The organism is Paenibacillus sp. Z3-2, assembly GCF_054161325.1.
Map to the genome: position 1 here is coordinate 1,343,423 of NZ_CP096397.1, position 15,153 is coordinate 1,358,575.

Annotated in this window: 15 protein-coding genes; all 15 read left to right on the forward strand. The window is 48.8% G+C overall.

Annotated elements, in window-relative coordinates; genetic code table 11:
- Positions 1 to 251 precede the first annotated feature (251 nt).
- The gene (locus M1D71_RS05745) at positions 252 to 452 is read left to right on the forward strand and encodes a hypothetical protein (RefSeq protein WP_458125641.1); all 201 of its coding nucleotides are present in this window, start codon (positions 252 to 254) and stop codon (positions 450 to 452) included.
- Positions 452 to 1,915: a phage tail sheath subtilisin-like domain-containing protein gene (locus M1D71_RS05750; RefSeq protein WP_458125642.1), complete on the forward strand. Its 1,464-nt coding sequence runs from the start codon at positions 452 to 454 to the stop codon at positions 1,913 to 1,915. The genes M1D71_RS05745 and M1D71_RS05750 overlap by 1 nt, the downstream gene beginning before the upstream one ends.
- A 245-nt stretch (positions 1,916 to 2,160) precedes the next feature.
- Positions 2,161 to 2,568 carry a phage tail tube protein gene (locus M1D71_RS05755; RefSeq protein ID WP_024632938.1) on the forward strand — a complete coding sequence of 136 codons (408 nt, stop codon included), beginning with the start codon at positions 2,161 to 2,163 and terminating at the stop codon, positions 2,566 to 2,568.
- Between the two features lie 170 nt (positions 2,569 to 2,738).
- Complete coding sequence (locus M1D71_RS05760; RefSeq protein ID WP_017690174.1) at positions 2,739 to 3,173, forward strand: phage tail assembly chaperone; 435 nt, start codon at positions 2,739 to 2,741, stop codon at positions 3,171 to 3,173.
- A 182-nt stretch (positions 3,174 to 3,355) separates the two neighbouring features.
- Positions 3,356 to 5,107: a hypothetical protein gene (locus M1D71_RS05765; protein WP_458125643.1), complete on the forward strand. Its 1,752-nt coding sequence runs from the start codon at positions 3,356 to 3,358 to the stop codon at positions 5,105 to 5,107.
- A 54-nt stretch (positions 5,108 to 5,161) separates the two neighbouring features.
- Positions 5,162 to 5,791, forward strand: coding sequence for a LysM peptidoglycan-binding domain-containing protein (locus tag M1D71_RS05770; RefSeq protein ID WP_458127179.1), 630 nt, complete (start codon positions 5,162 to 5,164; stop codon positions 5,789 to 5,791).
- Positions 5,788 to 6,774, forward strand: a complete 987-nt coding sequence (locus M1D71_RS05775) for an XkdQ/YqbQ family protein (RefSeq protein WP_458125644.1) — start codon at positions 5,788 to 5,790, stop codon at positions 6,772 to 6,774. The genes M1D71_RS05770 and M1D71_RS05775 overlap by 4 nt, the downstream gene beginning before the upstream one ends.
- Positions 6,767 to 7,177: a hypothetical protein gene (locus tag M1D71_RS05780; protein ID WP_421887400.1), complete on the forward strand. Its 411-nt coding sequence runs from the start codon at positions 6,767 to 6,769 to the stop codon at positions 7,175 to 7,177. Before M1D71_RS05775 ends, M1D71_RS05780 begins: the two co-directional genes overlap by 8 nt.
- Entirely contained in the window at positions 7,170 to 7,625 is a 456-nt protein-coding gene (locus tag M1D71_RS05785; RefSeq protein WP_458125645.1) for a DUF2634 domain-containing protein, read from the forward strand. The genes M1D71_RS05780 and M1D71_RS05785 overlap by 8 nt, the downstream gene beginning before the upstream one ends.
- Positions 7,626 to 7,629: 4 nt before the next feature.
- A complete protein-coding gene (locus tag M1D71_RS05790; RefSeq protein WP_458125646.1) occupies positions 7,630 to 8,769 on the forward strand; it encodes a baseplate J/gp47 family protein in 1,140 nt (379 codons plus the stop codon).
- 137 nt (positions 8,770 to 8,906) lie between these two features.
- Entirely contained in the window at positions 8,907 to 9,497 is a 591-nt protein-coding gene (locus M1D71_RS05795; RefSeq protein ID WP_458125647.1) for a YmfQ family protein, read from the forward strand.
- The gene (locus M1D71_RS05800; RefSeq protein WP_458125648.1) at positions 9,497 to 10,546 is read left to right on the forward strand and encodes a tail fiber protein; all 1,050 of its coding nucleotides are present in this window, start codon (positions 9,497 to 9,499) and stop codon (positions 10,544 to 10,546) included. Before M1D71_RS05795 ends, M1D71_RS05800 begins: the two co-directional genes overlap by 1 nt.
- 173 nt (positions 10,547 to 10,719) lie before the next feature.
- A complete protein-coding gene (locus tag M1D71_RS05805) occupies positions 10,720 to 11,217 on the forward strand; it encodes a phage holin family protein (protein WP_458125649.1) in 498 nt (165 codons plus the stop codon).
- Between the two features lie 423 nt (positions 11,218 to 11,640).
- Entirely contained in the window at positions 11,641 to 12,591 is a 951-nt protein-coding gene (locus tag M1D71_RS05810; protein WP_458125650.1) for a glycoside hydrolase family 25 protein, read from the forward strand.
- Positions 12,592 to 13,487: 896 nt separating this feature from the next.
- Entirely contained in the window at positions 13,488 to 15,134 is a 1,647-nt protein-coding gene (locus M1D71_RS05815; protein WP_458127180.1) for an ABC transporter substrate-binding protein, read from the forward strand.
- Positions 15,135 to 15,153: the final 19 nt, after the last annotated feature.

Consider the following 15,153-nt stretch of genomic DNA (forward strand, 5'->3'; position numbering starts at 1 on the left):
CAAATTCATAGGTTCATAGGATCAAAAATTCATAGGTCAAAAATATAGCTTCAAGATATCTAAGTTCAATTAAATTTACACGATTACGGAGAGGGCACAAATAACTTGAAGAAGCGAAGCGTTCGCCTTTATCCCCGGATTTTACCTCCTAAAAGAAGGAAACAAAAAATCTGGGGATAACAGCGATCGGAAGTTATTTTGTCATCGAAGTGCTGGTGTAAATATCAGTCCAACAATGAGGTGAGATGGCAATGGCAAGCTCAGTGAAAAAAGGCAAACAGTCAGCCCCGCGGTATACAAGGGCCGAACTGATGAATCATGCAGAAGCCCTCTTTGCCGTTAAGGCAGAGGTGCTGTACGGTGCGCTGTACGAAGTAGCGCAAGAGACATTTTCCATTGAAGAAACGCAGGAACGAATTAACCAATTTATGAAAGCGAAGGTGAAGGGATAATGGCAGGTGGAACTTGGGAACAAACGAATCGTCCGGTCCTTCCGGGCTTATATATGAATTTTCAGGCGGCAGCATCTTCGGCCATTCAGGCCGGAACACGGGGAACTGTCGTTGTGCCGATCAAGGCGAACTGGGGTCCGGTAGGGACATTTGTTGAAGTGGGGAGCGAAGCGGCGATTGAACGTATCTATGCGGCGAATGTACTGGATAACGGCACGGCCTATACGTCCTTGAAGCTCGCCCTGTTGGGCGGACCAAAGAAGTTGCTCGCTTATCGGGTAGCAAGTGCTGCGGCCAAAGCAGCCACGCTTAGCTTGAAGGACAGCAGTGATGCAAATGTGCTGCAACTGGATGCGAAATATCCGGGGGATCGTGCAAATGGATTCTACGTTACAATCCAGCCGGGTGTGATTGATAATACGAAGCATGAAGTGCGCCTTTTTGAAGGTAACCGGATGTTGTATGCGCTCCTGACAGCGGATATTACAGCAGCTTCTCTGGCGAAAGAGATGAATGCGGATGAACGAAATGTCTGGGTAACGGCGCAGGCCATTGGTGATGGTACGGGTGTGGTTGCTACCGTTGCGGGTGCGGCATTCAAAGGCGGGGGAAGTGGCAACGATGACCTGACCAATGCGGAATACATTGCTGTACAGGGTGCGCTGGAAGGGGAGCAATTCGACGTTTTGGCTTTGGATCAGGCGGCTGATGCGCCTCTGCTTGCGAGTTTTGCGGCATGGGTGAAACGTGTGCGTGGTGAAGGCAAACCGGTGGTAGCTGTATTTGGCGGTTCCGCAGCTGACGACACTTCTGCTACAGCAGCACAAAAAGCAGCAGCACGTTCGCTTACGCTCAACCATGAAGGTGTGATTAATGTCGGTACAGGCGTGCGCCTTGGGGATGCATTCTACAGCTCGGCGGAAACGTCCGCCTATGTTGCAGGACTGATCGCCGGACAACGTCTGAACCAATCCACAACTTATGCAGCTACTCCGTTCGATGACGTTACACGTCGCTGGACACGTGCAGAACAGGAGCAGGCAGTACAGAATGGCGTATTTATTTTCTTCCATGATGGACGTCAGGTGAAAGCACTTCGCGGTGTAAACACACTCGTAACCCCGGCCGCTGGACAGAATAATGCGTGGAAAAAAATCCGTTCCATTCGTGTATTGGATGCGATCAACACGGATTTGCAGCGCTCCGCGGAAGATACGTATATCGGTAAAGTAAACAATACCGAAGAGGGTCGTCAGGCACTGATCAGTGCCATGAAGGCCTATTTGGCGCTGCTCGCACAGAGCAATGTGATTGAAGCTGACGGTTATGATGTCATTCTCGACCCGGCATATTATGGCGCGGCACCAGTTCTTAAACCGGAAGCAGATCAGGTATTCCTGCAATGGAATGTGAAGCTGACCGATGTGATGGAGCAGTTGTTTGGTACATTTTACGTGCAATAAGGTTGTGTGGAAGGAAAGAACTGTTTTTCTGAATTACTACTATACGTTGAACTGCTGGTTTACACGATAACGGAGAGGGCAGAAAAAATCTGAAGAAGCGAAGCGCTCGCCTTTATCCCCCGGATTTTCCCTTTATAAAAAGGAATCAAAAAAATCTGGGGATAACAGCGATCGGAAGATTGTTCTGACTGCAGAGTTATACCGTGTAATATTTATTAGTTCAACGAACCCAAGGAGGAAAATATATGTTGGACGCGTCAAGAGTGATTCTAGGTACCCATGGTCAGTTGCATATCGATGGTGTGTGGCAGACGAACATTAATAAGTTGGAAGCGAGTGTGGAGATTGAAAAGCGTGAGCTGAATCTGGTCGGTAACGACTGGAAAGTGCACAAAAACGGCGCAAAAAAAGGAACGGGTACGATGACTGGTTACAAAGTCACTTCGGATATGATCCAGCGCGGCTTCACCAAATTCCAAATCATTTCGAAGCTGAACGACCCTGAATCATATGGACATGAGAGTGTATTGCTAAAAGGTTGCATGGTGGACAAAATCCAGCTTGCCAACTGGACAGCCGGCGAAGAAGTGCCAGAGGAAACAGGCTTTACGTTTGAAGGATTTGATTTATTGAATCCAATTGTTGCGAACTAAGCTTTGCAATAGGCACGTGATTGAGCTTGTTTGCTCAAGCGTGATTGCTTAGTTACTTCATATCATATGGACACCAATGCAGGCCGAGATGATCTCGGTCTCTTTGTGGTCTCTACAGGCTTGGATGATGTCTTGAACCCATTTGTGAAATAAGAAGGAGATAACGCCCGATGAGTATGAATGAAAATATGTCCGAAGAACAGATTTTGGATCAGTTGTTTGAAGCAGCAGAACGTTTGCCAGAGGAGAATGTGCGCATTCAGCGTCTGGATCTGCTGTTGACCTTGCGTGGACTGACATCCTCCAAAGTGGATCACATTCGCGAACGCTGTACGATTCGAAAAACGACCAAAGGCCGCACCGAGGAAAAGGTGGACACCGAGACGTTTAACGCGTTGCTCATTTCTGAGGCAACCGTGAAATTGAAAGTCCGCAGCCTGGAACTCTCCGGCTGGGGAGACACCCGCATTACCGGCCGCATGAAGCTGTCCGGTGGGGAACAAGCGGTTCGCCGCATGCTGCTTGCTGGTGAGTTGGATGCCGTAGGCGATAAAGTGTTGGAGTTGTCCGGCTTCGGTGTGGAGATTGAAGACCTAAAAAACTGATTCACTCCGGCGGGATGACCACGTTCCTGTATCACATGTGGGTGCGTCATCATCTCCGGCCCGGAGAGTTCTGGTCTTTGCCACGTGGGGAGCGTTCGCTGTTAATTGCGTTTTCTGAAGAGGAAATGTCAGCGATCACCTCGCAAATGAATCGATAACGATATAGGGCAGGAGGTGAAAAAATGGCAGAAATGATTGTAGGTTTATCCAAATCTAATGCGGAAATGCGGACAACCCTTCGTTATCTGGATCAGATCCAACGCTCAACCGAACGTCTGGGCAGAGTTCGATATCAGAGTCTGATCAAGGTGAACAATGAGCTGAGAACGACCGGACGCAGGTTGGAACATATTTATAGTATGGCTGTGCGAATCAGCAGGCTGCGAATCACACCGACGATTGGGTTAATCGATAAGCTGAGTCCGGCACTGGATCGCGCATGGGCGAAACTGAACAGTTTCAGGGACCAGATGGTTACGGCTTCGGGAACAGTATCGCTTGAGGTTCGGCAGAAGATCGAAGTGGCGATGGGTAAGATGAATCCGGCGAGTGCGTCGTCCACGTCAGTTGTGATCGGGAGTCATAATACAACGATTTATAATGTGGCTAAAGAAGAAGATAAAAAGTGGTGGGAAAAAGCACTGGAATGGACCAGTACTGGATTAGATATTCTTAATAATGCTACTGATCTTGGTAAGAAATATAAAGAGTGGATGTCCGATCGAAAGGCTAAAAAGAATAAAGCGTCTAATCCGAGTGCAAGTACAGAAGTGGCAGAGGGCAAGAAAGGTAAAAGCCAAACTCGTAACAGCTCAAGATCTGGTAATGCCAATCCGAGTGAAACTCCCCCACGGAGAGTAGGTGGACGACGCGGTGGAAAGAATCGATCATCAACAGCAACTCCTGTTCCAACGCCAAGTCCGATCATTACAGATACTTCAGATCGTGCTTTTAATGAAGCCAGAAATGCTAACAACAGAAGAAATGTTGGTGGAAGGAGATCCAATCTCATCTCTGGCATCATGTCCAGTTCACCAACGGCAATGTCGAATCTATTTTCAGGTGATGGCATGCTTGGTAAATTGGGCGGTGGCTTTGCCAAAGGAGCCAAAAGGTTGCTTGGACCCATCAGCATGCTTGCTGATGTGGCGAATGTAGCGACAGCACCACCGGAAGAACGTGGCCGAGCGGTGGGTTCCATGATTGGCGGCACAGCAGGTACTGCGATTGGTAGCGCCATCGGTAGCGTTCTTTTGCCAGGCATCGGAACATGGGTTGGTGGTGCAGTAGGTGGTTGGGTTGGCAGTGAGGCAGGGGGCTGGATTGGAGGCAAAGCGAAGGATATTGGAAACTTTATGTCTAGCGCTACTGAGGGTGTAGGTGACGCATTGTCGGGTGCAGCGGATTACGTCTCTGAGAAAACAAAAAATATCACTGATGGTATATCCAGCTTCTTTGGATTTGGTTCCAAAAAAGAAGAGAAGACGGTCTCGGCAGCAACGGTAGCTTCACCGTCTCCAGCTGCAACAGGGCCGCAGATGGCACCTGCCTACATTCCACCGGCGCTGACCATGACAGGCCCAACTGCATATATGAACAGCAAGGTCGGTCAACCTACATCTGCGGGGTTAATGGGTACAAGCATGATGCAGAACCAAGCGATGGCGCCTGGTAACGGCGCGCAGACGACTGGAAAAACGTCCACGATGACGGTACAGATATCTGAAGACCAGATGAGCAGTCTGTCCGGTTACCTCAAGGATTTCAAAACCGAGACGACTAACCAGATCTCCGTGAATGTCCCTCAAGGCGCTGTGCAGGTGACGGTCCGTGAAAATGCCATTGACTACGACGGGCTTTCACGTCAAGTTGGACAACGCATTGTAGGTGAAGTACGCCGTGCCATGGAAAACCGTAAAACCATTATGGCCTAAGCAGAAAGGAGGCCGTTTATGACTGTATTTGAAGATAACGTGGAAGGGATCAGAATGGAATTTACGCTGATCGATGGGAAAACGAAGTTCCAGTTTCCGGTGAAACCGGAAGAACTGACAATCTCTCGTTCCAAAGGATATGAAACGATTAATATGTTGGAGCATGGCGAGTTTGATTTTGCGCAGGGAGAGAAGGTGAAGGAGATCACCTTCTCTTCTTTTTTTCCCAAAGAATATGATGCGTCCTATTGCATGTACGAAGAGTTGCCTGATCCGCGGATAGCGATGAATATGTTGAATACGTTTCTGGTATCGAAAAAACCGCTGCGCTTCATCATCACCAACACGGGGGTGAACGTGCCGGTGGTTCTGATCTCGCACAATACGACCTTCCGGGGCGGCGAGAGCGGGGATATTTACTTCGACATTACGCTGCGCACATGGCGGGATTCCAAGGTGGAGAAGGTCGGCGCGGATACATCCGCGAGCAAGTCAGGTTCTCGTACGGATTTGAAAAAGAGCAGCAAGACCTACACCGTCAAAGCTGGCGACTCCCTCTCCAAAATAGCAAAGCTGGAGCTGGGCAGCAGTTCCAAATGGAACGAGATTTACAAGCTCAATGCGAAAACCATCGGGAGTGATCCGAACCGGATCACTCCCGGGCAAAAGCTGGTGATGCCATGACCTACAAGGTCATTGTGGACGACAAATATGACATCACCAAGCTGGTGGAGACGATTACGCTGAAGGACTCGCTGGACCAGATTGCGTATCAGGCCAACATCCGGCTGGCGGTGTCTGCCTCTTCCGGTCTGCCTTCGATCTCACCGGGCATGGCAGTGCGGATTAGCGGGGTTCCTTTTGGCGAAAAATCGATGGTTCATCTGCTGCATCCTGCGGTCATCTGGGAGGTGGAAAGCTCGAACAGCGGCACTAAGCGGCTTTCTCTCACGGTGTACGACCGGATGATTTATCTGGAAAAATCAGAGGACGAGTTCCTGCTGCCCAAAGATCAGACTGCCACGCAAAGACTCAAAACCTACGCGAAAGAGTGGAAGATTCCATACGCTACGCTGCCGGAAACCAAGACAAAGCTGGGCAAAGCCGTGTATCGGTCACAGACGATTTTCTCGATGATGTTTGCTGATTTGAAGGAAACGGCGAAGTCCGGCGGGGACATGTACCATCCACGGATGATACCCGGTGGGTTGCAGCTTTACCAGGTAGGAAGTAATACGAAAGTGTATGAGCTGGATCGACTTATTGATCTTACCCAGATGCGTACGCTCGAAGGAGCGGTCACCAAAGTTAAAGTCATGGCAGCGTCGGAGTCTACGAGTGGCAAAGAAGTTCCTTCCAAAGTGCTCGCGATTGAGCAGAATGGTGTGGAAGAACTGGGCACATTGCAAAAGCTGATCGAAGACGATCAGGTGAAATCGACAACCGCCGCGAAAAAACTGGCGAAAAGTCATCTGACGGGTATTCAGGAGACCTTTACAATATCCGCACCTGATGTGAATACGATTCGCGCCGGGGACGCAGTGTTGTTAAAAGGACTGAAGCTAATCGTTATGTCGGTCAGCCGTGATCTATCCGCTGGGCCTGGAACGATGACGTTGGAGCTGGGGACAGCTGAGCTGGTGAAAAGGAGGTATTACCTTGAATAAAGATGATCCATATGGGCATTTTGCCGACGTCATGCGGGGTGCGATGAGCACACATTCCCGTCAGGCTGTGAGCGGAATGGGCGCGGTACTGGGTACGATGACTTCATCCGGCGTAAAGCTGGATGATTTCAAGCACGAAGTGCAGGATTATCTCGTGGCCGAGTTGCCGGGCACGCTTGGACTGCCGGAGCGCGAGGCTGCTGGCGCTATCTCCGGTATATCTGACGTGGCAAACGGCGGAACGACGGGCACGGGACGGTTTCTTTTGCAAGAAGAAGAAGTGGAAGAAGCGGTGTGGTCTCTTGGTAAGGGATTAAAAGCGGGAGATCGTGTACTGGCGATGCGGGTGAATGGCGGTAACGACATTGTGGTGCTGTGTAAGGTGGTGAGTGCGCATGCCTAGTTTGTTCCCGGAAACGGGTGTGGTATGGGGAGATGAGGAGGATCTGTCGGGGGCGGCTTCGGAAGAGGTACGCTTTGGACGGAGCTGGCGATTCGATTACGATACAGGGGATTTTGTATTGACCCCGAGTGGCAAAGTAGCTGCGGCGGGTGCACACGAAGCCTGGGTGCAGTGGTGCATTAAGGCCGTGAAAACGCCAAGGTACAGACATGTGATCTATTCCCGAGACTATGGTTCGGAGCTGGAGGATCTGGTGGGTCAGGGTGATAGCCGAGGTGTGATAGAAAGTGAGATTACCCGGATGGTGACGGAGACGCTGCTGGCTGATCCACGCACGGATTCGGTAGACCAGTTTACGTTCGATTGGAATCGGGAGCAGTGCATGTTCTCGTGCCGGGTGGCGAGTGTGCAGGAAGAGATGTTTATTCTGGAAAGTGAGGTGATCTGACGGGATGGCTGAGATTCCGCGTTATTTGGAGGACCAGACGGAGGAACAGATTATGCAGCGCATGCTGGATCGTCTACCCGCGGATCTGGATAAGTCGGAAGGTTCGTTTCTGTGGGATGCGGAGGCTCCGGTTGCGTTTATGCTATCTGAGGCGGCTTTGTGGGCGCAGGAATTACTGCGGCGTGGCTTTGCGAGTACTGCTGCGAGCAGTGATCCGAATTTTCGTTCGGAAGAGCTGGATCTGCGGGCGGGAGAGCACGGCATTACTCGGCGGGCTGCGGTGGCGGCACAGGGTTCGGTGAGGTTCATGGGTACGCCGGGGAAAGTGGTGCCTGCGGGAACGGTCGTGGCTACGCTCGCGGATGAAGTATCTGCTGAGGCTTCGCTCGAATATGAAACGGTGGGGCGTTTGGAACTGGATGCAGAGGGTTCCGGGGTGGTAGGCGTGCGAGCGCTTGTTGCCGGAAAAGAAAGCAATGTGCCTGCGGGCACCGTAACTGTACTGTCTACACCTGTAAGTGGCGTGACTTCTGTCACGAACATTGATGTGATCAAAGGCGGTGCAGATATTGAGGCCGATACGGCGCTGCTGGAACGTTTTTATGCCAAAGTCCGCAACCAAGGAACCAGCGGCAACAAGTCGCAATATGTGCAATGGGCCAGTGAAGTACCAGGTGTTGGTGCAACGCGGGTTATTCCTTTGTGGGAGGGGCCAGGCACGGTGGGATTGTATCTGCTGGACACGGACAAACGCGCTGCAGGTACCGATCTGGTGGCGGCGGTGCAGAAGTACGTTGACCCAACGAAGGATGGACAGGGTGAAGGCGTTGCCCCGGCAGGGCCAGTGGTGTCTGTGATGCCAGCAGAAGAAGTGCCGATGAACATTCAGGTGAAGCTGACGCTGGCAAGTGATGCAACTTTGGCCGATGTGCGAGCATTGATCGAACGCGGGGTAACCGCGTATTTGAAGCAGTTGGCTTTTGCCGATCCACTCGTTCGTTATACTCGCATTGCCGCGATCCTGCTGGACATTCCGCCGATTATCGACTATTCGGAGCTGACCGTGAACGGTGTGAGCGACCAGAATATTGAGATGACCGCGAGTCAGGTCGCCGTGCTGGGGACGGTGGATGTGCATGAGTAGTGTTGTGCAGATCGTGGACGAAGAAGTAATTGGGGATTGCGGAGACAGAGGAAGATTGGGAGAAATACACCGATCCGGGTTGGAGCTGGTGAGCGAGACGCTCCATGTTGATGTGCAAGGAAGGGAGGGGACAGGGCATGAGTGCTCCTTCTATTGCAGATGTTGGACTGACGAGTGAGAAAGGGCGGGAGCTGTTCTCGTATTTGCCACGGTATTATGAGACTTCACGCGTCATGCAGGCCGATATGCAGGCCAAAGGCACCGAAATGGATCTGCTGTACCAGGCGCTGGATGAGACGTTGGCGCAGTTTTTTGTTCGTACAGCGACGTGGGGGCTGGACTTCTGGGAGCAGGAGCTTGGCATTGAGACAGATCGTCTCAAACCAGTTGAGCAGCGGCGCGCCGTGGTGGAATCGAAGTTGCGTGGTGCCGGGAAGTTTTCTGGCAGGTTGGTTACGAACGTGGCTGAGGCGTATGCCGGGGGTAAAGTGGATGTGACATTTCAGCCGGAAGAATGGAGTTTTACGGTGAGCTTTGTGGATACGATGGGCATCCCGCCTAATATCGATGATCTCAAACGTGCGATTGATGAACTGAAACCGGCTCATATGGCTGTGGAGTATGAATATCGCTATCTGGTGTGGGACGATTTGGATAAGAAACAGAAAACATGGGATGAACTGGACGCCGCGTCCTTGACGTGGAATGAACTGGAGGTGTGGGCGTAATGCCGCAAGAAACAGATCGACTTAAATTACCTCTTCCCTTGGGGAACGAGACCGTAACCCGGGAGAGTATTAACGGGATTTTTGAAAAGATTGATGCAGGCGTTGCGACGCAAGCTGATTTGGATACGCTTCGTGAAGCGGTAAGTCAGATGGATATTCCAGATGCGTCTTTGACGCAGAAAGGGAAGGTGCAGTTGTCGAGCAAGACGGATGGAACGTCTGAGACGGTGGCGGCGACGGAGAAGGCTGTTAGGGATGCCACAACAAAATCTAATTCTTTGATAGCACAAACACAAACTAATATAGATGTACACTCTGAAAAAATGGTAACTAATGTGGGGATCCATGGCTTACGAGTCAATACAGGGAGTTTGGAATATTTAGAAAGAAATTCTTGGATTAAGTTAATAAGTGCATCTACAGATGATTTAACTTACTTCGTGAATGTTAATTCAGGTAGTGATAGTAATACAGGATTACAGAGTAATAGTGCTTTCAAAACTATCAATAAAGCTATAACAATGCTACCTAAAATTATAAATCATAATATCAATATCAGAATCTCGGCTGGAGTTTACAAAGAAAGTCTTTCATTTGATGGCTTTTTAGGAGGAGGATTTCTTTTAATCACTGGGGATAGTAGTAGTACTAGTATTATTGATGGACGCATAAGTTTTTATGCATGTTCAAGCCGCATCATGATTGGTGGAGTTAATGTGAATTATGATGGTTCTACTAGATATACCTCAGCTATAAGTGTTGGTAACTGTCAACATGTACAACTAAATCTAGCTATAAATAACTCTGTCAAGACGATACATGGTGTGGAAGCATCTCGATCATTTGTAGATGTGTTTTCCTGTAATATATCAAACAAAGATGTAGCCATAAGAGCAATTTCTTTTTCACACGTTATGTCAGATAATAATTCAGGTACTTCTAATAATGTTGTATTTGAAGCATCTCTTGGGTCGAGTATTATTAAAAGTAATGGACAACCATCAGGTACTACTTCAGAAATTATTCGTACCGGAGGCACGATAAAATAAAACATCGTTTTTCGATTAGAATTTAAATAGAATGGGATTTATATTTAATTGAAAGGAAATACAAGGTAAATAAAATTCTATAAATTAAATTGTTTCATTTCTTTGTAATTGATTTGAATGAAATACGAAAACAGAATACTTATTTTAACAGTAGAACCAAAAGAGGTGAAACCATGGAACGATGGGACACCCTATGGAAATGGGGAATTGCACTCATGAGTAGCTCAGTAACCTACTTCTTCGGAGGCTGGTCAGGCGTCCTGGGCGTATTGCTCGTATTCGTCATCCTCGACTACCTAACTGGTATCGCGGCAGCGGGCATGAGCGGCAAGCTTGAAAGCAACATTGGCATGTTCGGCATCGCGCGAAAAGTATTTATATTTGCAATGGTATCGGTGGCTCATCTGGTGGACGGTGTTCTGGGAGACGGACATTTGTTCAGGGATGCGGTTGCCTTTTTTTATATCGCAAATGAGTTGTTGTCCATTATCGAAAACGGGGGCAAGTTGGGCGCACCAATTCCGCCTGTGATCCGACAGGCTATTGAAGTACTCAAGGGTAAGGGAGGAGACGGGGGGATTTCCGGTAACTATACTCCTGATTCCAGAGAATCTTTTGTACAGTCAGATCATGAGGACGTTGAACAACAGAATAGAGATGAAACGAAGTAAGGACTCAGCATTCATTCAAAATTGCCCTGTGGCAAGAGATAGGGCACTACAGAGTCGAAAGTCTGCGCATTAACTACAAGTAGTGAAAGAGACGGAATCGATTCTGAAGAAGCGGAGCGGTCGGAAGAACGATCCGTATCTGGAACGGTCGCGTACCCAACTTGGTGTGTTTTCCTAAGAGTGTGGATAGATACTCATTGAACTTGCTTTTACCAACAACAAGGGACACGCACACAAGCAACCCTTAATTCAACCGCATTAACTATAAGAGCATTTTGCATCAATCCAGAGAGTGACATCCAATCAGCAATGTATAGATCAGAATGCTTTAGTCTGTCTATACTTGTACCCAGGAACGCTTGAATCGAATGATGTAAAATGCTGATACAAACGGCAATTTGCCGCATAAAGGGTGTGAGAAACATGCAAACAAGAACTCCGGGCAACACACAAGGCATTGACGTCTCCCGATACCAGGGCAATATTGACTGGGCCAAAGTGAAGGCAAGTGGCATGACATTTGTGTTTATCAAGGCAACCGAGGGACAGACGTATACCGATCCGAATTATCAGAAAAATGTAACAGGCGCACTGGCAGCGGGTATGTTGGTGGGAACGTATCACTTCTTCCGCGCGACATCCTCCGATGGTGCCAAGGCAGAAGCGGCACATTACGCCAATACACTTAACAAAGTTGGAGGCGCTAAAGCGCTACAACTGCCACCCGTTATGGACTACGAGAACAACCCTGACAACCTGAGCAAAGCGCAGATGAATACGGTTGCCAAAGCTTTTTTAACCGAATTGCAACGTCTGACAGGTGTGAAACCGATCATATACACGGGCAATTCTTTTGCCGGGAATTTTGACACATCACTCAGCTCATACGATCTGTGGATCGCACGTTACAGCAACACCCGTGTACCGGACGACCAGCCAGCATGGAAGCGTTGGACGTTCTGGCAGTATACGGATTCGGGCAAGGTGAATGGCATTGGCGGCAACGTGGATATGAATGAATTCGAGGGTACAGCGGCACAGCTCAGAGCAAGATACGCAGCAGCGACTCCGAAACCACCGGAGCCAACGGAACCGACCAATCCGAAACCGCCAGCCGAACCACCGAAAGGGGGCGAACCGATGACAGCCGAAGAGAAAGCAGCGTTTGATGCGCTCAAATCCCAGGTCGATAAACTGCAGGCGCGTCAGCAGATGGAAGTTCCAGTATGGGCGAAAGCAGCTGTGGATGCAGCACTTGCATATGACGCTAAAAATCCATTGTTCAGCATCGATAATGGGGCGAGTTATGATTTTTACCGTTTTATTACTGTGATGCATCGTAGAGGTTTGTTTAAAAAGGGAGCTGATTCTTAGCAAATGACAGGTTGATCTTATCTGAATGTGGATGGAGTGGAGAAGGGACACGGGACGCTTTTTGTCGAACTGTGTTCCTTTTTTGTGTTTTGTGTAAGTAATACTAACGCATATAATAAAGTTGAAGACATATGTCTGTAAAACCCTTGTCTAATTGATTAATGTGATGTAAAGTAAGTTACACGAAAATGTTTTTTTACTACGGTTTATAACCATAATCCTCCTCATCATGACAAAACCATAACATAAGAAGTTATTGTAATGTCTCCCTGTTCAATCCAGCATCTCAAGATGACTCTCTCATACGTTTTACACATCCAATCTGCAAGAGAATAAGCCACCGTAATCAACAACTTACACCATCTAAACAACCTAGCCTATGTTGAGTTTCTTTCATCCGTATTGCAAACGATACCTAGTCTAGCTTCCACTCCATGTTCAAGACGACCCACTTTATGTACAGGCTTTATAGCGTAGCCAGCAGCATAGTGCCCACACCCATCGGTATGTTCGATCTACCGACTTAAACTTGCTGTTACCAGTCCGAAACCACTCGCTGTTGCTTATTGACCTAAGTTCAAATAAAACGAAACAATCAAACACAGCAATCTCATAGATTTATTTCACAAGATGCTTTATCGAACCTTCTCTTCTTTTTATAAATGTAATTAATCCATGTCCTCAATTCATGTGCACCATCTAACATTTACATCTATCCAGGCTGTTTTTACATTTCATATACATGCCTTACTTTTCTCAGAACCTTAATAAAGGTATCGAAGGCATCTAAAGCCTTTTATATGATACAGAGCACCAAACCGATTGCCAACATTGGAGATCTTTCATGCCAGCATCACACACATTATGAGACAGGGAAGGGTGTTGTACGTATGCGAATGAGACAAAAATGGATGTCCGGTGTTCTAACCATGGCCTTGAGTACCGTATTGGTGTTGTCCGGTTGCTCCAGTAACGAGAGTGGAGAGGCTACACCTGCTCCAGCGGAAGGAACCGACCCTCCAACCGAAACGGTAGCGCAGGATACGATGATTATGGGCCGTGGTGGGGATTCCGTAGCACTCGACCCGGCGATTGTAACCGATGGAGAGTCGCTCAAGATTGGACATCAGGTGTTTGACTCGTTGCTGGACTACATGGAAGGCGGAACAGAGGTCGTTCCTGGACTGGCAGAGAGCTGGGAGATTTCGGCGGATGGGCTGAAGTATGTATTCAAGCTGAAGTCCGGTGTGAAATTCCATGATGGAACTGACTTCAACGCGGAGGCTGTTGTGTTCAACTTCAACCGCTGGGGTGATCCGGCGAGTGAATATAAATTCGAAGGAGATTCCTTTGATTATTACGATTCCATGTTTGGTCCAGAGGACGGACGTGTGATCAAGGAAGTGAAGGCGACAGACGAAACTACGGTGGAGTTCACATTGAACCAGCCACAAGCACCTTTCCTGCAAAATATTGCGATGACGCCATTTGGCATTGCCAGTCCAACCGCGATTCAGGAGAAAAAAGAAAATTTCAAGAGCGAGCCTGTGGGCACGGGGCCATTTGTATTCAAAGAGTGGAAGCGTAACGACTCCATCACCCTGGAGAAAAACGCGGATTACTGGAAAGAAGGACTGCCGAAGCTGAACAAAGTGATCGTGCGTTCGATTCCGGATAACACGGCTCGCTTCAATGCCCTGCAAAACGGCGAGATTGATGTCATGGAAGACCTGAATCCGGACGATCTGTCCATCCTTGAAGGTAATAGCGAGTTGCAGAAGATTGAGCGTCCACCGTTCAACGTGGCGTATATCGGCTTTAACTTCAAGAAGAAACCATTTGATAATGTCAAAGTCAGACAAGCTCTTAACCATGCTGTGAACAAGCAGGCCCTTATTGATGCGTTCTTTGCGGGACAAGCTGAGCCTGCAGTGAACCCAATGCCGCCAACGCTGTGGGGGTACAACGATACCATTGAAGATTATCCATATGATCTGGAAAAAGCCAAAGCTTTACTGGCCGAAGCTGGCTTCCCTGACGGATTGCCTGATCCGGTAACCTTCTATGCCATGCCGGTATCCCGTCCGTATATGCCAGATGGTAAGAAGGTTGCGGAAGCAATCCAGGCTGACTTTGAGAAAATTGGCGTGACCACGAACATTGAATCCCCAGAATGGGCGACGTATCTGGATGATGCCAAAGCCGGGGTGAAAGACGATATCTACATGCTCGGCTGGACGGGGGATAACGGGGACCCGGATAACTTCCTTTACACGCTGCTGGATAAAGACGCCATTCCGGGCAATAACCGCAGCTTCTATGTCAACGAAGAGTTGCATGTGTTGCTGACCGATGCGCAGGAAGAAACAGATCAGGAGAAACGTGCCGAACTGTACAAACAAGCACAGGTGATTATCAAGGAAGACGCACCGTGGATTCCACTCGTGCACACCACGCCAATTCTGGCGGGCAAATCGAACCTGAAAGGTTTCGTACCATCTCCGCTGGGCAGCGAATCCTATGCCGGTGCCTACTTTGAGTAACGCAGAGGAAAGCTGGATC